At 64.3% G+C, this 18,212-nt stretch carries 22 protein-coding genes; all 22 read right to left on the minus strand.

The window, feature by feature from the left end; all coding sequences use genetic code 11:
• Nucleotides 1-55: 55 nt before the first annotated feature.
• The gene (locus KZZ07_RS15990; RefSeq protein ID WP_219515700.1) at nucleotides 56-1,723 is read right to left on the minus strand and encodes a ribonuclease J; all 1,668 of its coding nucleotides are present in this window, start codon (nucleotides 1,721-1,723) and stop codon (nucleotides 56-58) included.
• Entirely contained in the window at nucleotides 1,720-2,502 is a 783-nt protein-coding gene (locus KZZ07_RS15995; RefSeq protein WP_219515702.1) for a type III pantothenate kinase, read from the minus strand. Before KZZ07_RS15995 ends, KZZ07_RS15990 begins: the two co-directional genes overlap by 4 nt.
• Before the next feature lie 9 nt (nucleotides 2,503-2,511).
• Nucleotides 2,512-3,258 (minus strand): biotin--[acetyl-CoA-carboxylase] ligase, encoded by a 747-nt coding sequence (locus KZZ07_RS16000; RefSeq protein ID WP_219515704.1) that lies wholly within the window; start codon nucleotides 3,256-3,258, stop codon nucleotides 2,512-2,514.
• A gap of 103 nt (nucleotides 3,259-3,361) precedes the next feature.
• The gene (gene nuoN / locus KZZ07_RS16005; protein WP_219515707.1) at nucleotides 3,362-4,804 is read right to left on the minus strand and encodes an NADH-quinone oxidoreductase subunit NuoN; all 1,443 of its coding nucleotides are present in this window, start codon (nucleotides 4,802-4,804) and stop codon (nucleotides 3,362-3,364) included.
• 13 nt (nucleotides 4,805-4,817) lie between these two features.
• Nucleotides 4,818-6,386, minus strand: a complete 1,569-nt coding sequence (locus KZZ07_RS16010; protein WP_219515709.1) for an NADH-quinone oxidoreductase subunit M — start codon at nucleotides 6,384-6,386, stop codon at nucleotides 4,818-4,820.
• The gene (gene nuoL, locus KZZ07_RS16015; RefSeq protein WP_219515711.1) at nucleotides 6,386-8,542 is read right to left on the minus strand and encodes an NADH-quinone oxidoreductase subunit L; all 2,157 of its coding nucleotides are present in this window, start codon (nucleotides 8,540-8,542) and stop codon (nucleotides 6,386-6,388) included. Before nuoL ends, KZZ07_RS16010 begins: the two co-directional genes overlap by 1 nt.
• 6 nt (nucleotides 8,543-8,548) lie before the next feature.
• Nucleotides 8,549-8,866 (minus strand): NADH-quinone oxidoreductase subunit NuoK, encoded by a 318-nt coding sequence (nuoK, locus tag KZZ07_RS16020; RefSeq protein ID WP_219515713.1) that lies wholly within the window; start codon nucleotides 8,864-8,866, stop codon nucleotides 8,549-8,551.
• A gap of 172 nt (nucleotides 8,867-9,038) precedes the next feature.
• On the minus strand, nucleotides 9,039-9,233 hold the full coding sequence (locus KZZ07_RS16025) for a hypothetical protein (RefSeq protein WP_219515714.1): 195 nt from the start codon (nucleotides 9,231-9,233) through the stop codon (nucleotides 9,039-9,041).
• Nucleotides 9,230-9,832, minus strand: a complete 603-nt coding sequence (locus KZZ07_RS16030) for an NADH-quinone oxidoreductase subunit J (RefSeq protein ID WP_043143629.1) — start codon at nucleotides 9,830-9,832, stop codon at nucleotides 9,230-9,232. The genes KZZ07_RS16025 and KZZ07_RS16030 overlap by 4 nt, the downstream gene beginning before the upstream one ends.
• Entirely contained in the window at nucleotides 9,829-10,236 is a 408-nt protein-coding gene (locus tag KZZ07_RS16035) for a carboxymuconolactone decarboxylase family protein (protein ID WP_219515715.1), read from the minus strand. The genes KZZ07_RS16030 and KZZ07_RS16035 overlap by 4 nt, the downstream gene beginning before the upstream one ends.
• Nucleotides 10,233-10,739, minus strand: a complete 507-nt coding sequence (locus tag KZZ07_RS16040; RefSeq protein WP_219515717.1) for a hypothetical protein — start codon at nucleotides 10,737-10,739, stop codon at nucleotides 10,233-10,235. Before KZZ07_RS16040 ends, KZZ07_RS16035 begins: the two co-directional genes overlap by 4 nt.
• A 22-nt stretch (nucleotides 10,740-10,761) precedes the next feature.
• Entirely contained in the window at nucleotides 10,762-11,256 is a 495-nt protein-coding gene (gene nuoI / locus KZZ07_RS16045) for an NADH-quinone oxidoreductase subunit NuoI (protein ID WP_043143624.1), read from the minus strand.
• Between the two features lies 1 nt (nucleotide 11,257).
• On the minus strand, nucleotides 11,258-11,605 hold the full coding sequence (locus tag KZZ07_RS16050; protein WP_219515720.1) for a hypothetical protein: 348 nt from the start codon (nucleotides 11,603-11,605) through the stop codon (nucleotides 11,258-11,260).
• Nucleotides 11,606-11,737: 132 nt separating this feature from the next.
• Nucleotides 11,738-12,775: an NADH-quinone oxidoreductase subunit NuoH gene (gene nuoH, locus KZZ07_RS16055; RefSeq protein WP_219515721.1), complete on the minus strand. Its 1,038-nt coding sequence runs from the start codon at nucleotides 12,773-12,775 to the stop codon at nucleotides 11,738-11,740.
• A gap of 7 nt (nucleotides 12,776-12,782) precedes the next feature.
• On the minus strand, nucleotides 12,783-13,178 hold the full coding sequence (locus tag KZZ07_RS16060; RefSeq protein WP_219515723.1) for a YNQ4 family lipoprotein: 396 nt from the start codon (nucleotides 13,176-13,178) through the stop codon (nucleotides 12,783-12,785).
• Nucleotide 13,179: 1 nt separating this feature from the next.
• Nucleotides 13,180-15,198, minus strand: a complete 2,019-nt coding sequence (gene nuoG / locus KZZ07_RS16065) for an NADH-quinone oxidoreductase subunit NuoG (protein WP_219515725.1) — start codon at nucleotides 15,196-15,198, stop codon at nucleotides 13,180-13,182.
• A gap of 212 nt (nucleotides 15,199-15,410) precedes the next feature.
• Nucleotides 15,411-15,803: a DUF5333 domain-containing protein gene (locus tag KZZ07_RS16070; RefSeq protein ID WP_219515726.1), complete on the minus strand. Its 393-nt coding sequence runs from the start codon at nucleotides 15,801-15,803 to the stop codon at nucleotides 15,411-15,413.
• Nucleotides 15,804-15,929: 126 nt separating this feature from the next.
• Entirely contained in the window at nucleotides 15,930-16,280 is a 351-nt protein-coding gene (locus KZZ07_RS16075) for a hypothetical protein (RefSeq protein ID WP_219515728.1), read from the minus strand.
• A gap of 1 nt (nucleotide 16,281) precedes the next feature.
• Nucleotides 16,282-16,632, minus strand: a complete 351-nt coding sequence (locus KZZ07_RS16080; RefSeq protein WP_219515731.1) for a hypothetical protein — start codon at nucleotides 16,630-16,632, stop codon at nucleotides 16,282-16,284.
• A 146-nt stretch (nucleotides 16,633-16,778) separates the two neighbouring features.
• A complete protein-coding gene (locus KZZ07_RS16085; protein ID WP_219515733.1) occupies nucleotides 16,779-17,261 on the minus strand; it encodes a DUF3291 domain-containing protein in 483 nt (160 codons plus the stop codon).
• A gap of 75 nt (nucleotides 17,262-17,336) precedes the next feature.
• Nucleotides 17,337-17,810: a DUF3291 domain-containing protein gene (locus KZZ07_RS16090; protein ID WP_219515737.1), complete on the minus strand. Its 474-nt coding sequence runs from the start codon at nucleotides 17,808-17,810 to the stop codon at nucleotides 17,337-17,339.
• Nucleotides 17,807-18,124, minus strand: coding sequence for a hypothetical protein (locus tag KZZ07_RS16095; protein ID WP_219515739.1), 318 nt, complete (start codon nucleotides 18,122-18,124; stop codon nucleotides 17,807-17,809). Before KZZ07_RS16095 ends, KZZ07_RS16090 begins: the two co-directional genes overlap by 4 nt.
• Between the last annotated feature and the right edge of the window lie 88 nt (nucleotides 18,125-18,212).

Genomic DNA, 18,212 nt, shown 5'->3' on the forward strand with positions numbered 1-18,212 from the left:
CCGGCCTCGTCCGGGCCGGCCTTCTTTCGCTACAGGCGCCAATCTCCGCCGACGGTCAGCTGAGGCGGCTGACGACCACAGTCACCTCGGGCTTCTTGCCGATCTCGTTCATGGCGGTCTGCCGGGCCACGCGGCGCAGCCCCTCTTCCAGCTTGTCGTCATCGGTCAGCGTCTTGCCCCCGGCGCGGCCCATGAACTGCGACAGGTCCTCTTCGAGGATGTCGACCAGCGGCGCATGGCTGCGGCCCTGTTCGGGCAGGCCCATAAGGTCGCACCAAGGTTCGCCCAGCGGCTCGTCGTCCTCGTCCAGGATCACGGTCACCACCACATGGCCATTCAGCGCCATGCGGATCCGGTCGCGCACGATCCCGTCCAGCGCGCCGATCTGCACGCTGCCATCCAGGTAGGTGCGCCCGGTCTCGATGTATTCGACCACGCGCGGCTCGTTGCCGCTGAGCTCGATCATCATGCCGTTGACCGCCAGCACCCCCGCGCGGCCGTTCTGACTCGTCAGTTTGACATGCTCCCGCAGGTGACGGTGTTCGCCGTGCATGGGCACCACCATCTGCGGTTTCACGAGGTTCTGCACCGTCTCCAGGTCGGGCCGGTTGGCGTGACCCGAAACGTGGTAATCGCCCATCGCGTCATCCACCACGTCCACGCCCTTTTCGCTGAGCTGGTTCATGATGCGGATCACGTCGCGTTCATTGCCCGGGATCGTCTTGGAGGAAAACAGGAACAGGTCGCCTGCCTTCAGCTCGATCCCGTTGTACTTGCCCCGTGCCAGCTGGGCACTGGCGGCCCGCCGCTCGCCCTGGCTGCCAGTGACCAGGAGCATGACGTTCTCGCGCGGCATCTGGCTGACGTCCTCGGGGCCGATCACCTTGGGAAAACCCGACAGGACGCCGGTTTCCACCGCCGCCTCGATCATCCGCCGCATGGCCCGACCCAAAAGGCAGATCGACCGCCCGGCCCGGTCGCCCGCCTCGGCCAGCGTCTTGACCCGCGCCACGTTGGAGGCAAAGGTCGTGGCCACCACCATGTTGCGCGCCTCGCTCACCAGCTTTTCGACCGCCGGGCCGACGGTTGCCTCGGACCGGCCCGCGTGTTGAGAGAACACGTTGGTGGAATCGCAGACCAGCGCCTTGACCCCGTCCTTGGACACGGACTCCCAAAGTGCCGGGTCCCATGCCTCGCCCACCAGCGGTGTCACGTCCAGCTTGAAATCGCCGGTATGGATCACCCGGCCCGCAGGCGTGTCGATCACCAGCGCGCTGCTTTCGGGGATCGAGTGCGAAATCGGCAGAAAGCCCACCGTGAACGGTCCGACCTTGACGGTTTCCGGCCAGGCCGAGGTGGTCCGTACCGCCTTGCCCTCGACGCCATATTCCGCCAGCTTGCCGCGCGCGATGTTGGCGGTGAAGGCACGGGCATAGATCGGCACCCCCAACGCGTCGAAGGTGTGTCCCACAGCGCCGACGTGATCCTCGTGCGCGTGGGTGATGAACAGCGCCTCGATGCGGTTCTTGTTCTCTTTCAGCCAGGTGATGTCCGGCAGGATCAGGTCGACGCCGGGCGTGGTGTCCATGTCGGGAAAGGTCACGCCCATGTCCACGACAATCAGCCGCTCTTCGCCGGGTTTGCCATAGCCGTAGACATAGCAGTTCATGCCGATTTCGCCGGCCCCGCCCAGGGGCAGGTAGATCAGTCTGGAGTCGCTCATGCTTGGGCCTCTATGTTCTTGTTGTGATTGTAGATGCGGACCAGGCCATGCATGGTCAGGAATTCCTCGAAAGCGTCGAAAAGCGGATCGGCCTGCTGGAACAGCGGCGCCAGCCCGCCGGTGGCGATGACCTTCATGGGGCGCTCACGCTCGGCCTTGATGCGCGAGCAGATCTCGCGCACCAGCCCGACATAGCCCCAAAAGACGCCGGACTGCATGCAGGCCACCGTGTTGGTGCCTACAACGCGCTGCGGCTTGGTGATGTCCACATGCGGCAGGGCGGCGGCGGCCAGGTGCAGCGCCTCCAGGCTGAGGTTCACGCCGGGCGCGATGACACCACCAACATAGGCCCCGTCCTCGTCGACCACGTCAAAGGTGGTGGCCGTGCCGAAATCCACCACGATCAGGTCACCGCCAAAGAGGTCAAAACCCGCCACCGTGTTGACCAGCCGGTCGGGGCCGACCTGGGTGCCCTCGTCCACCCGCACGGAGACGGGCAAGGCACAGTCCGGTTTGCCGACGACGATGGGCCGGGTGTGGAAATATCGGTCCGACAGGACCCGCAGGTTGAACACCACGCGCGGCACCGTCGTCGAGATGATGACATCGGTGATGTCCGCCTCGATTTTCTGAAACGCCATCAGCGTCGACAACCAGACGTAATACTGGTCCGCCGTGCGCTGGTGCTCGGTCGCGGTGCGCCAAGTGGCGATGAATTCGTGACCGTCCCAGATCGAGAAGACGGTGTTGGTGTTGCCACAGTCGATGGCCAAGAGCATGAGGCCCGCCTATTCGAAAAAGATCTCTGCCGCGGCCACGCTGACGCGGCCTTTGGGCGTCTTTAGGACAAGTTGGCCGGTGCCGTCCACCGTCTCGAAGACGCCGGTGACACTGTCCCGGCTGGTACGCGCGGAGATCACCTCTCCGAGGCGCGCCGCCCGGGCCAGCCAGAGCGTCCGGATCGGCTCGAACCCGTAGCTGGTCAGCCGGGCTTCATGGGCGGCGAATGCCGTGGCCAGCACCTCGAGAAAGGTCTCTGGCAAGACACGCACACCGGTTTCCCCAAGAAGTGACACAGGCGGCACGGCGCCCGGTTCCACCGCCTCCCGCCCCGGCGCGGACAGAAGGTTGACGCCGATCCCGATGGCCAGGTGTCCGCCCGGACCGCCGATCCCCTCCAGCAGGATACCGGCCAGCTTGCCACCGTTCAGCAGGACGTCATTGGGCCATTTCAGCGCCAGCCCGGTCTCGGTCCCCGTCACCGAGGCCAAGGCATCGTAAAGCGCCAGCGCCGCCACGAAGGACCGCAGGGCCAGCTTGTCGGGGGCATCCTCGGGGCGGATCACAAGCGTTGCGGCGAAATTGCCTGCGGGGTTCACCCAGGGGCGCCCGCGCCGGCCGCGCGCGGCGGTCTGGCGCTGCCCAAGGATCCATTCCGGGCCGCTCAGCCCCGCGGCGATCCGTGCCGCTTCGGCATTGGTGCTGTCCACCTCGGCCAGCACCCGCCGTCCATATCCCTCGGGCCAGTGGGTCATGGGCGCTCCTCCGTGTTTCTTTGGGCTACAAATACCTCGGGGGAGCCGAAGGCGGGGGCGGAGCCCCCGATACGGCGCGCCCGAAGGGCGCGCCGCCACCGGATCAGTTCACCAGCGTCGCCGCCGCCGCCTGGGCGACGCCCTCAATGCCGAAGAGGTTGACCACACCGGCCACCATGATCACCGCCGAGACCATCAGGAACCCCCAGAGCACTGGCGACTTGCCCCCGTCCAGCGCGTCCTCGCGGTCTTGGCCAAAGTACATGTAGTAGACGATCCGCAGATAGTAGAAGGCCCCGATGACAGAGGCGACCACACCGGCCACCGCCAGCCAGGCCAGACCGGCGTCATAGGCGGCGCGCAGCACGTAGAGCTTGCCGAAGAAACCCACCAGCGGCGGCACGCCCGCAAGGCTGAACAGCAGCACCAGCATGGCCAGCGCCTTGCCCGGCTCCTTGGTCGAATACATGCCCAGGCTCTGGATATCCGTCACCGGCTGGCCGTCGCGTTCCATCGACAGGATAAAGGCAAAGGTGCCGACGTTCATGGTGACGTAGATCGCCATGTAGATCAGCATCGCCTGCACGCCCAGTTCTGTGCCTGCGGCAAGACCCATCAGCGCATAGCCCATATGGGCAATCGAGGAATAGGCCATCAGACGCTTGATGTCGCGCTGGCCGATCGCGGCGATCGCGCCCAGGAACATCGACAGCACCGACAAGAGCGCAATGACCTGCCCCCAGTCACGGGTCGCCTCGCCAAAGGCGTCATGCATCAGCCGCGCGAACAGCGCCATCGCCGCCACCTTGGGCGCGGTGGCAAAGAAGGCGGTGACCGGCGTGGGCGAGCCTTCGTAGACGTCCGGTGTCCACATGTGGAAGGGCACGGCCGAGACCTTGAAGGCCAGGCCCGCGATCAGCATGGTCAGGCCGATCAGCAGACCAACCGGCATCTGCCCCTCGGTCGCGGTCTGGATGATGCCCGAGAACAGGGTTGTCCCGGCAAACCCGTAGGTCAGCGAGGCACCATAGAGCAGCAGGCCCGAGGACAGCGCACCCAGCACAAAGTACTTGAGCCCCGCCTCGGTCGACTTGGCGCTGTCCCGGCGCAGCGAGGCCACGACGTAGAGCGCGAGCGACTGCAGCTCCAGCCCCATGTAGAGCGCCATCAGGTCGCCGGCGGAGACCATCATCATCATGCCGACCACGGCCAGCGTGATGAGCAACGGATATTCGAACCTCAACAGGCCGCGGCGCTGCATGTAGCTTTCGCTCATCAGCAGCACGCAGGCCGCCGAAACCAGGATTACCACCTTGGCAAAGCGCGCGAACCCGTCGTTCACGAACATGCCGTTGAAGGCCACCTGCGTGCCCTCTCCTGTCGTTCCGATCCAGAAGGCCAGCGCCAGGAACAGCGCCGATGTGATCCAGACCAGCAGCGGCGCCAGCTTGTCCTTGCCCGAGTAGACCGCGCCCACCAGCGCCGCCATCGCAAAGACCGACAGCAGGATTTCCGGCAGGATGATGTTCAGATCGGCCGAGATCATGTCCCGCTCTCCCTCAGTGTTCCGCAACGGCGACTTGCGTGTCGGCCTCAGTGCGGCCGGCAGCGGCAAGCGCCGTGTCGTATTTCGTCACCAGCGCCTCTACCGCGGGGCCGGTCCGGTCGAGGATCGGCGCCGGGTAGACGCCCATCCAGATCGTCATGACCACCAGCGGCGCAAAGATCGCCTTTTCGCGCAAGGACATGTCCTTGATGGTCTTCAGGCTTTCCTTGATCAGGTCCCCCATGACCACCCGACGGTACAGCCACAGCGCATAGGCCGCGCTCAGGATGACGCCGGTCGTGGCGCCTGCCGCCACCCAGGTGTTGACCTGGAAAATGCCCATCAGCGTCAGGAATTCCCCGATGAACCCGGAAGTGCCCGGCAGGCCGACATTCGCCATCGTGAACAACATGAAGATCAGCGCATAGGCCGGCATCCGGTTCACCAGCCCGCCATAGGCGTCGATCTCGCGCGTATGCATCCTGTCATAGATCACGCCCACGCAAAGGAAGAGCGCGCCAGAGATGAAACCGTGGCTGATCATCTGGAAAATCGCCCCGTCCACACCCTGCTGATTCGCGGCGAAAATCCCCATCGTCACGTAGCCCATGTGCGCGACGGACGAATAGGCGATGAGCTTTTTCATGTCCTCCTGCACCAGCGCCACCAGCGAGGTGTAGATGATCGCGATGACCGACAGCGTGAAAACGAAATTCGCCATCACGTCCGATCCGACCGGGAACATCGCCAGCGAAAAGCGCAGGAAGCCGTAGCCGCCCATTTTCAGCAGGATCGCCGCCAGCACAACCGACCCGGCGGTCGGTGCCTGAACGTGCGCCTCGGGCAGCCAGGTGTGCACCGGCCACATCGGCATCTTGACCGCGAAGCTGGCGAAGAAGGCGATGAACAGCATGGTCTGCATGCCGCCGACGATCTGCACGCCCAGGATGCTGAAGCTTTCGGAGGCAAAGTTGTGCTTGAGCAGCGAGACGTCGCAACCGCCGATACAGGTGGTGCCCGCGTCGGAATACATCGCCACCATCGCCACCAGCATCAGCACCGAGCCGAGGAAGGTGTAGAGGAAGAACTTGAAGCTGGCGTAGATCCGGTCCTTGCCGCCCCAGATGCCGATGATCAGGAACATCGGAATCAGGCCTGCCTCGAAGAAGAGGTAGAAGAGGACCAGGTCCAGCGCCATGAAGACGCCCAGCATCAGCGTTTCCAGCACCAGGAAGGCGATCATGTATTCCTTGACCCGGTGGCTGACGTTCCAGCTGGCCGCGATGACCAGCGGCATCATGAAGGTGGTCAACATGACGAACAGGACCGAGATCCCGTCAACGCCCATGCGATAGTTGAGACCCAGCAGCCACTCCCGCTCTTCCAACATCTGGAAGCCGGTGTTGCCCGCGTCGAACTGGAACAGGATGAACAGCGAGATGACGAAGGTTGCCGTCGTCGCGATCAGCGCAAGCCACTTGGCATTGCGTTGTGCCGCCGCGTCGTCGCCGCGCAGGAACAGACCCAGGATCAGGGCCGCCAGAGCGGGCAGGAAGGTGACGATGGAAAGCAGGTTGCCCATTAGTGCGCCCCTCCGCTGAGCGTCATCCAGGTGATGAAGACCGCGATCCCGATCACCATCCAGAAGGCGTAGGTAAAGATATAACCGGACTGCGCCCGACCCGCGAGCCGGGTGAAGAAGGGGATGATCCCCATGGCAAGGCCGTTGATGCCGCCCTTGATGATCGTCTCGTCACCGCCCTTCCACAGGATCCTCCCCAAGGCAAAGGCAGGCCGGACGAAGAGAAAGTTGTAGATCTCGTCGATGTACCACTTGTTCAGCAGGAACAGGTACAGCGGGCGCTGGTTCTCGGCCAGCCGGACCGGCAGCTTGGGGTTCACGATGTAGAACCAGTAGGCCACGACAAAACCGATCACCATCGCAATGAAGGGAGATATCTTGACCCACTTCGGCGCATGGTGCGCGTCGTCCATGACGTGATTGTCGGACGCCATGAAGATCGCGCCAGCACCCGGTGCGGCCGCCACGGGGCCCGCGTCGGCAAGAGCGCCATCCGCCGGGGCGGCATGACCGTCGCCCGCATCCGCAGGACCCGTGTCCGCCGCAGGCTCGGCCCCGTGGCCATCACCTGCCGGGGCAAGGCCATCCGCGGCCTCGCCGTGATCGGCAGCCGCCACCTCGTGCGAGGGGATGCCGAAGAACTTGTTCACCTGGTTATGGTCACCGAAGAAGGACCCGTACCAGAGCATCCCCGAGAAGATTGCCCCCAGTGCCAGCACGCCCAGCGGTGCGATCATGACCATAGGGCTTTCGTGCGCGTGCTCATGCGTGTGCTTGTCGCCGCGCGGCTTGCCGTAGAAGGTCATGAAGATCAGGCGCCAGCTGTAGAAGCTGGTGAACAGGGCCGCGATGACCAGCGCCCAGAAGGCAAAGCCGCCATTGGTGCCGGCATAGGCGCTCTCGATCACCGCGTCCTTGGACAGGAACCCGGCAAAGCCGATGGTGGTCAGCGGAATACCGACGCCGGTGATGGCCAGGGTGCCGATCATCATCGCCCAGAAGGTATAGGGCAGTTTCTTGCGCAGACCGCCGTAGTTCCGCATGTCCTGCTCATGATGCATTCCGTGGATCACGGAACCGGCGCCCAGGAAAAGCATCGCCTTGAAGAAGGCATGCGTGAGCAGGTGGAACATGGCGACCGAGTAGACGCCCACGCCTGCGGCCACGAACATGTAGCCCAGCTGGGAACAGGTCGAATAGGCGATGACGCGCTTGATGTCGTTCTGTACCAGGCCCACGGTCGCGGCAAAGAAGGCCGTCGTGGCACCCAGGAAGGTGATGAACGCGGTGGCGTTCGGCGCGAATTCCATGATCGGCGACATGCGGCAGACCAGGAAGACACCCGCTGTCACCATCGTTGCGGCGTGGATCAGGGCCGAAACCGGTGTCGGGCCTTCCATCGCATCCGGTAGCCAGGTGTGCAGAATGAACTGGGCCGATTTGCCCATCGCGCCGACAAACAGCAGGAAGGCCACCAGTTCGGCCGCGTTCCAGCTGGTCCAGAGGAAGGTCAGCTGCGTTTCCCCCAGTTGCGGCGCGGCGGCAAAGATGTCGTCCAGCCGGATGCTGTCGGTCAGGAAGAACAGCGCGAAGATCCCCAGCGCAAAGCCGAAGTCGCCGATCCGGTTGACCACAAAGGCCTTGATGGCGGCGGCGTTGGCCGAGGGCTTGCGATAGTAGAAACCGATCAGCAGGTAAGAGGCGACACCCACGCCTTCCCAGCCAAAGAACATCTGCACCAGGTTGTCCGAGGTCACCAGCATCAGCATGGCAAAGGTGAAGAACGACAGGTAGGCGAAGAAGCGTGGCTTATAGCTCTCCTCGCCCTCCTTGAAGTTGTCGTCATGCGCCATGTAGCCGAAGGAATACAGGTGCACGAGCGCCGAAACCGTGGTCACGACGATCAGCATGATCGAGGTCAGGCGGTCCAACCGGATCGACCAGTCGGTCGACAGAGTGCCGCTTTCGATCCAGCGCATGATCTGGATCTGTTGCGTGTCCGGACCGTGGGTAAAGAAGGTGATCCAGGAAAAGGCACAGGCCAGGAACAACAGGCCGGTGCTGATCCACTGGGCACCGCGGATGCCGGTCAGCTTCCAGCCAAAGCCCGCGATCAGGGCGCCCGCGAGGGGCGCAAAGAGGATGATGCTCTCCATGAGGCTTTAGCCTTTCATCACGTTGACGTCTTCCACGGCGATGGTGCCGCGGTTGCGGAAGAAGCAGACCAGGATCGCCAGGCCGATGGCCGCCTCGGCGGCGGCGACGGTCAGCACGAAGAGGGTGAAGACCTGCCCCACCAGATCGACTTGCCCGTTCGGCATGTGGGTCGAAAAGGCGACGAGGTTGATGTTCACCGCCAGCAGCATGAGTTCGATGCTCATGAGCAGGATGATGACGTTCTTGCGGTTCAGGAAGAGCCCGAAGATGCCGATGACGAAAAGCACCGCCGCCACCGTCAGGTAATGTTCCAATCCGATCATGTGCGTCCCTCCGGGCATTTTGCCCGCTTTTGGTCTTCCAAATCGTGCCCCGCGCTGGCGCCGGGACCCTCTTTCGCTCTTGCGGCCCGTCTCGGTGCGGGCCCTTCGGGGCCTTCCGCCCCGAGTCCCGGACCTGATCCGGGACCTCTTGTCATGGCCCGCGCGCGGCGGGTCAGCCCAAAGGGCGGCGGCGCCCCCGCAGTTTCAGCCGGGCCAGCCGGTCCTCGGTCCAGACCTGTGCCCGCACCGGGAGCAGCAGCATGGCCCGCCGCAGGATCCAGGCCCCGGCTACGATCTTGAAGGCCCAGAACCCGGCATAAAGAACCAGTCCCGTCGGCGACAGGACCATGTCCCAGAACGCGCTCAAAGCCCCTGCCCCGGTTTCACGTCCTTCAGTTCCATCGCCTTGGCCGGATCGCGGTACATCTGGGCCAGGATGTCCTGGCGCTTGACGTCCTGGCGGTGGCGCAGGGTCAGCACGATGGCGCCGATCATGGCGACCAGCAGGATCAGGCCCGCCAGCTGGAACAACAGGAAATACTCATCGTAAAGGATCATCCCCAGGGCCTGGGTGTTGTGCATGCCCTCGGGCGTCGGCTGTGCCAGCTGGCCCGCCGCCATGTCCGAGGCCTGCCAGGCGCCAAAGGCCATCGCCAGCTGCATCAGAATCACCAGGCCGATCAGCAGGGCCAGCGGCATGTAGCGCGCCATCTCCGCCTTCAGCTCGGCGAAATCGACGTCCAGCATCATGACGACGAAGAGGAACAGCACGGCAACCGCGCCGACATAGACGATGACCAGCAGCATGGCGACGAACTCCGCCCCCATCAGCACGAAGAGCCCCGCCGAGGACAGGAAGGCCAGGATCAGCCAGAGCACCGAGTGCACCGGGTTGCGGCTGACCACGGTGAACAGGCCGCCCGCGATGGCGCCGAGTGCGAAGAGGTAGAAGGCAAAGACCATCATGTCTCGTCATCCTTGTTTTCATTGATGACTTCGCGCGCCAGTTCCATGGCGCGGGTCATCGCGGGAATGCCTGCGAACATCGACATATGTCCGATGGTCTCGGCGATTTCTTCTTCGGTCGCACCCGCTTCGAGCGCGTGGCGCACGGTCAGGCGGACCGGTGTTTCGGCCTGGGCGCCCTGCATGGTCAGCCCCGAGAGGGTCAGCAACAGGCGGGTCTTGGCGTCCAGCCCCTGCTTGGAGATCCCCTTGCCGAACCACATTTCCATCGCGTCCTTGGACATGGTCGGCCAAAGCTTTTCAAAGCCCTTGGGATCAAAGCTGGTCAGGCTCGGGTTAAAGGCCTTGGCCATTTCCTGGGCCTGGGCCATCATCAACTCGAAAGGGGTCTTGTTGTCGCTCATTCGCCAGCCTCCAGCGCAGGGCAAGTGCCGACCACCGCGGTGCGGGCCGACAGCCACTTGGTGCCGTCATACTCTCGCGGCTCGAGGATCGAAACCACTTCGACCCCCTCACGCCGGAACGGTGCCACGCTGGCCAAACCATCGGGCACGCCGGTGAACTCGGCGCCGTGATCGGCCATCAGCCGGTCAAAGATCGCGTCCACCATCGCGGCCTGATCCGGGGCCGACACGCTCATGATGCAGTCGCAGAACCCGTCGTGGTCGACAAGGTTCACCACGATTTCCGGCTCGGCCACCCAGACACCGTCCTGCAGGATCAGGCCGGCGGCCCGGGCGCCGCCTGCGAAACCCGCATAACTCGGCGCCGTGCCCATGCAGACCTGCGAGAACAGCGCCGCGCGCCGTTCGTTCCATGCCTCGCTGCCCGGTTCCTGCGCAACACCGCCACCCGCCGCAAGGGCGAGCGCGCTGAGAGCAAGCAGGGAATTCAGTCGGCGGGACATGGGCGAGCGGGTCCTTCGGGGGTCAGCGGTACGGCGCGTCGAGTTCGAGGTTGCGGGCGATTTCCGCCTCCCAGCGTTCACCGTTCTCAAGCAGCTTGGCCTTGTCGTAGTAAAGCTCTTCGCGCGTTTCGGTCGAGAACTCGAAGTTCGGGCCTTCGACGATGGCATCCACCGGGCAGGCTTCCTGGCAGAAACCGCAGTAGATGCATTTTGTCATGTCGATGTCGTAACGCGTGGTGCGGCGGCTGCCATCGTCACGGGGTTCCGCGTCGATGGTGATGGCCTGCGCCGGGCAGATCGCCTCGCACAGTTTACACGCGATGCAGCGTTCCTCGCCGTTGGGATAGCGGCGCAGCGCGTGCTCACCGCGGAAACGAGGGCTCAACGGCCCCTTTTCATGCGGGTAGTTCACCGTGGCCTTGGGGGCGAAGAAGTATTTCAGGCCCAGCTGAAACCCCTTCACGAAATCCGCGAGCAGAAAGTATTTCGCGGCCCGGCCGTAGTCGATGGTCGCCATTCTATCCTTGCTCCTGTGCCAGCTTGTGCAATTCGGCCTCCAGCTTTTCGGCCGTGGGCGCATCCATCAGCGGGTCGCCCTGCTCATCGTATTCCTTGGCCGCGTGTTCCTTGGCCACCTCGGGCGCCGAAGCTTCCGGCGCCGGGTCGGACTGTTCCGCGCGTGCGGCCTCTGCCGCCTGCATGTCCGCCGCCCAGCGAAAGATCGCGGCGGCGATTTCCGTGGCCTGCGGCATCAGGTTGCCGTCGCTGTCCACGTCCGGCAGGCCGGTGTCGCGGACGACAAAATCACCGAGATCGATCATGTCGATGTATTTCGCATCGAGGATGGCAGATTTCAGATCAGACATGGGTTTCCCTCCTGGCTCCGGCGCGCGACATGCGCGCCCGTGCCGTCAGGATACCACCCCCGGGCGCGCAGGCAGATGCCCCCGCCGCCAAGGCGTTGTCCGAAACGATATGTTTCCGATTGCGCACCAATCTCAGCCCCCGGTCACCCAGCGGGCGTAGCCGTCGAAGAACCAGCCGAATTTCGCGGCGAAGGAGACGAAGACCACCCAGACCAGGCTGAACGGCAGGAACACCTTCCAGCCCAGGCGCATCAGTTGGTCGTAGCGGTAGCGCGGCGTGATCGCCTTCACCATCGCGAAGATGAAGAAGAAGAACGCCATCTTGCCGACCATCCACAGTGCACCGTCCGGCAGACCCGGAATGGGCGACAGCCAACCGCCGAAGAACAGCAGCGAGGTCAGCGCGCACATCAGGAAGATGGCGATGTATTCGCCGGCCATGAACAGCAGGAAGGGCGTCGCCGAATATTCCACCTGGTAGCCGGCCACCAGTTCCGATTCCGCTTCCGGAAGGTCGAAGGGCGGGCGGTTGGTCTCGGCCAGGGCCGAGATGAAGAACAGGAATACCATCGGGAAATGCGGCAGCCAGTACCAGCTGAAGAAGCCATAGGCGCCGTCCTGCGCATCGACGATGTCACCGAAGTTCAACGAGCCGGTCGAGATGATGACGCCGATGATGATCAGGCCGATCGAGACCTCGTAGGAAATCATCTGCGCCGCCGAGCGCAGCGACCCGAGGAACGGGTATTTCGAGTTCGAGGCCCAGCCGCCCATGATCACGCCGTAAACCTCAAGCGAGGAGACCGCGAAGACATAGAGGATCGCCACGTTGATGTCCGACAGGACCCAGGTGTCGCCGAAGGGGATCACCGCCCAGGCGATCATCGCCAGCACGAAACTGGTCAATGGCGCCAGCATAAAGACCGTTCGGTCGGACCCCGCCGGGATCACCACTTCCTTGACGACATATTTCAGCGCGTCGGCCACGGTCTGCAGCAGACCGTAGATGCCCACCACGTTCGGGCCGCGCCGCATCTGGACCGCGGCCCAGATCTTGCGGTCGCCGTAGACGAGGAAGAGTAGCGACACCATCACAAAGCCCAGCACCGCGAGGCATTGCGCGAAGATGATGACAAAGGTGCCCAGAGGCGTGGCGAAGAAGTTTTCCATCAGGTCCTCACACCATCGGTATTCCGTTCTCGGCACAGGCCAGCGCCGCCACTTCGGCGTCGATGGTCTTGAGCCCGGGGGGCAGCGCTGCCGAGATGGTGTAAACCGCATCTCCACGCCATAGGCCACCCTCTTCGTAAACGGTCGTGCGCAAATGACGCGCAAAACCGTAACCCCGGATCAGCGCGTATTGCGCGGCTGCGCATTCGGCATAATCCTTGACGTCGCCCTGATCGCGGGCGCCGCGCATCTCGACCTCGAACTGCACCAGGTCGCCGTCCAGAAGCCGGGTCTCGATCCCGGCATAGGTGGGCGTGAAGGGCGCGTCAGAGACGGCCTCTTCGGTGCAGGCCGACAGCCCGGTGGCAATCACCAGAAGCGTTATGATCGCCAGGCTGCGCAAGTTACTGCGCCGCCAGCGGCGCAGCGGCGCGGTCGCGCGCCTGTTTCGACAGTTCCGCCATCAGCTCGGACGCGCGGGCAATCGGGTTGGTCAGGTAGAAGTCGCGCACCGCGTAACGGAAATCCGCGTCTCCCAGCTTGCCCGCCTCCAGCGGCTGCCACTCGTTCTCGGGCACGTCGTCGACCTGCTGCAGATGCGGCACATCCTTGACCAGAGCCTGGCGCAACTGCGCGAGGCTGTCCCAGGGCAGTTGCGCGCCGACCTCGGCCGAGAGCGCCCGCAGGATGGCCCAGTTTTCCTTGGCCTCGCCCGGGGCGAACCCGCTGCGCAGCGCGATCTGGGGGCGGCCTTCGGTGTTGACGAACAGGCCCTGTTCCTCGGTATAGGCGGCGGCAGGCAGGATCACGTCGGCGCGGTGTGCGCCACGGTCGCCGTGGCTGCCCTGGTAGATGACAAAGGCGCCATCGCCGATCTCGACCTCGTCCGCGCCAAGATTGTAGATCACATCGGCCTCTTGGACCGCGTCCATGCCGCGTTCGTTGGTGGCATCCACGTCCATCGCGCCGACACGGCTGGCAGCGGTGTGCAGCACCATGAATTTCGACTGTCCGGCGGCGGCGGTCTGCATGGCAGTGCCCAGAACGGCGGCGCCATCGGCCTCGCTCAGCGCGCCCTGCCCGACGATCATCACGCCCGGCACGCCGTGTTTGTCGGAATGATCCATCTCGGCCAGCTTGGCCAGCGCCTCGCGGCCCGTGCCCAGTTCGATCACGTCATAGGTCAGGTCGACCGGCTTGCCGATCCGCGCCACCTTGGCGCCACGCGCCCAGGCCTTGCGGATGCGCGCGTTCAGCACCGGCGCCTCGTCGCGCGGGTTGGTCCCGATCAGCAGGATCATATCGGCGCCGTCGATATCCTCGATCGCGGCAGTGCCGACGTAGCCGGACCGGTTGCCCGCCGGCAGCTTTGCGCCATCAGTGCGGCATTCCACGGCACCGCCCTGCCCTTCGACAAGCGTTTTCAACGAGTAGATCGCTTCGACCGGGGCAAGGTCGCCCACGATCCCGGCCAGTTTCTCGGCGCCCTTGATCGCCTTGGCGGCAACCCCCAGCGCCTCGGGCCAGCTTGCGGGACGCAGCTTGCCGTTTTCGCGTACGTAGGGGCGGTCAAGGCGCTGGCGGCGCAGCCCGTCCCAGACAAAGCGTGTCTTGTCGGAAATCCATTCCTCGTTCACGCCGTCGTGGTTGCGTGGCAGGATCCGCATCACTTCGCGGCCCTTGGTATCCACCCGGATGTTGGACCCAAGCGCATCCATCACGTCGATGGTCTCGGTCTTGGTCAGTTCCCAGGGACGGGCCGTAAAGGCATAGGGCTTCGACACCAGCGCGCCCACCGGGCAGAGGTCGATGATATTGCCTTGCAGGTTCGAATCGAGCGTCTCGTTCAGGTAAGAGGTGATCTCGGCATCCTCACCCCGGCCGGTCTGGCCCATCTGGGTGATGCCCGCGACTTCGGTCGTGAAGCGCACGCAACGGGTGCAGGAAATGCAGCGCGTCATGTGGGTTTCGACCAGCGGGCCGAGGTCCAGGTCGTCCACCGCGCGCTTTGCCTCGCGGAAGCGGCTGAAATCGACGCCGTAGGCCATCGCCTGGTCCTGCAGGTCGCATTCGCCGCCCTGGTCGCAGATCGGGCAATCCAGCGGGTGGTTGATGAGCAGGAACTCCATCACCCCTTCGCGGGCCTTCTTGACCATCGGCGAGTTTGTCTTGATCTCCGGCGGTTCGCCGTTTCGGCCCGGGCGCATGTCGCGCACCTGCATCGCGCAGGAGGCGGCCGGTTTGGGCGGGCCGCCCACGACCTCGACCAGGCACATGCGGCAGTTGCCGGCAATCGACAGCCGTTCGTGATAGCAGAAGCGCGGAACTTCGATCCCGGCCTCTTCACAGGCCTGGATCAGGGTCATGGCCCCATCCACCTCGATCTCCTGCCCGTCGATGATGATCTTTCGCGTATCGGACATGCCTGTGCCTCTCCCGTTCTTCGGCTGGCAGCGCCCGCTGGCAGGCAGGCCGCAGTCCTCGGGGTTCTATCGCGGTCCGCCGGACGTTACCAGATGCAGGTGCAGCGAAAAGGCAGGAAAAAACGACGCGGCGCACGAGTTTTCCCCGTGCGCCGCATTATTGTGATCACAAAAGTTGAATATGTACCGCCTGTTAGCGGCCTGCGCCCGACTCAGCGCAGGAAGTAGCCAACCGGCCCGCCGCGCGAAATGTCGTCCCGTCCGAACTTGCACAGGGCGCTGGTGTCCTTGGGATTGACCCCCTGCGTGGTCAGCCAGATTTCGGCCTTGCCGCGCATCCGTTTCTTTTCCTTGTCGGACTTCACGTAATCGTCGATCTCGGTCTCGGAATAGCCAAGGGCCTTGGCGCGTTTTTCCAGCGCCTTGATCTGGCGATAGGCCCGCACCATGCGCGGCTGCAGGTCGTCGCAATTCTTGCGGATCTCGTCCGCGATCGCGATCGCCATCAGGCCGTCGTCGATTTCGCTGACCTCGCGCAGGGGTGGCTTGGCCACGGCGGGAAGGGCCAGGGTCATGCAGACGATGGAAGTGAGAATCAGGCGCATACGCGGCTCTCCGTTGTCAGACTGTTGCCCTTCAGGTGGGGGCAGACGGGCCGGATATTCAATATCCGCCCCCTGCACGCCCCCGTTTCGGCAAGGATCCACGCATCCGGAGCGCCTTTACGGCCCTCAGGCCGCGGGGTCGTGGCAGCTGCCGCTGAAAGTCAGGGTGTCGTCCACCACACGCAGGGTCTGCGCATCGGCGTTCGGCGCCAAGGTCCAGTCGATCTCGGAAGTGCCGAAGAACTGAATGCAGTGCTGGGTGGCCTTGTAGTCCGCCGCGGCGCGCGCGCCCTCCACCGACTTCGATACTTGGTGAACGGTCACGGTAAAGACCTGCCGGTTCTTGCGCTCGCTCTTCACGACGGTCCGAAAGCGCTGACCGTCGAAGACCGGCTCGTCCGACTTGAAGATCCCGGCGCGCCCGCAGCCCCCGAGCGTGGCCGCGAGGGCCAGAATGCACAACACGCGAGTCATCATCTTATTGGCCTCCCCGGCACAGTACCTCGAACTCGGCTGCCTTGGCGGTCACCCCGGCCAGGATCGTGGTCAGGGCGCGCGCATCGCGACAGCCGGCCTTGGCGGCAAAGGCCCCTGCGGCCCGGATCTGCGCCTGTCCCGGCACGACACCGGCAACTGTGGTGACACTGACATAGGCCTGTAGCGCCTGGGCAGAGCCCGATCCGTCACGGGCCTGCATCGTCACCGCGCGGCGCTGAATATCGCCCAGGAAACTCTTGGAGCGGACGGTTTCCGCCTGCGCCACGGGCGCAAGCGCCGCAATCAGCACCGCCGTTCCCAAAATCCGTTTCATCATTCCAACCCGTGTCATTTTTGCTCGCCTCGCGCGTTGGCACTACTGTGCCCCTGCGCGCCGGCACTGTCGCGCCTGCGGCGCAAGAGGTCAAGGAGCGGGCGTCCCTGCACGCGGGCGGCGCCTTGCCCAGCCTTCCGTTGCAAGGCAAGGCGGAACAGGTGTCACACCGCCTCGGGCGTGCAGTGCCTTGCGCGCCACATCTGCGCCTGCGGCACGTAGGACCAGCCAAAAGCCGCATCCGTGTCGCCCTGTGTCTTGCGCATCTCCAGCCGTTCCAGCGCCTCGTCCAGCGTCGGCTGGTGCCCCTCGGGCACCCACCACATCACGAAATGCTGTTCGCCCATGATCTCGAACCATTCTGTGCGTCGATCATAGAACTGCTTGTGGATGGTGCCCCAGACAAAGCGTTCAAGGCTTTCCACGTCCTCCCAGACCGTCAGGTTGGACACGAACTGCGGATCTCCCTCGATTTTGGCCTCGGTGTTGCCGGTGCCCGGCTCGCCCGAACCTTCCATCATCCAGACAAAGCCCGGCATCCGCTTGCCCAGCCCGTTCACCCGGTCGAGGTTGGCCATGAAGTCCGCCACGCGCGGGTCATCCGTGGGGGCCAGCAAGCGCCCGATGTTCAATTCCGCCAGATGCATGTCATGTCCTTTCTGAAATCAATTTGGCCAAAGGCCCGCTAGCTCTAGCGCGCAGGCCCATCCGCGCCCAATGAATTATCCCGATGCGCCCCATCGCGCCCGCGCATGGGTCCAGCCGAAGGCCGCATCGCCCTCGCCCGCCCTTGCCAGGTGTTCCAGCTTTTCCGCAGCCTCCGCGATGCCGGGCCGGTGGTCGTCGGGCACCCACCACATCACCAGCCGCAGCCCCTGCCCTTGTGCGTCGTACCACTCTGCCCGCCGGTCGTAGAACCGCCGGTGGACCGTCTGCCAGACGAAATGCTCAAGGCTTGGCAGATCGCGCCAGACCGACAGGGTCGAGGCGGTCCGGGGATTCCCGCCCAGAGGCCCGCCCACATCCGTTTGCGCGGCGTCCATCTGGTCATCCGGCATGTGCCAGACATAGCCCGGGCTGCGTTCCGCCACGGCAAAAACCCGGTCGAGATTGTCACGAAAATCGGCGACGCGCGGGTCGTCCCAGTCGTATTTCAGGATACCAATGTTGAATTCGGCCAGGTTCCAGCCCGTCACCAGCCGTCTTTCCAGCAGAGGTCGAGAAAGGACCACTCGCCCTGCCACTCCTGCGCCTCGCCGGGCTGGCGGCGAACCGAGAGACCGTAGTGCCTGCAAAAGGCGACGCCGACCTTGCGCGCCAGCGCCTTGTCGCCCGGGCCGATCTGCGGGTCCTGATTGGTACGCACCACGAGGCGGCTCTGTTCGATCCATTCCTTTTGCGGCAGCCCCGTATCCGGCGCACTGCGCACGGTTTCGGTCTCGTAGAGGCCGAACCACACGTCGAAGGATCGTCCGTTGTAGATCACCTCGTCGGTGAGTTCATACGGCATCTTGCCCTGCGCCAAGGCGGCAGAGGCAAAAAGCAAAAGGCCCCCTGCCAAACGGCAGGAGGCCCTGAGTACATCCGGAAACAGCACG

Source organism: Mameliella sp. CS4 (assembly GCF_019392335.1).
Classification (GTDB): Bacteria; Pseudomonadota; Alphaproteobacteria; order Rhodobacterales; family Rhodobacteraceae; genus Antarctobacter.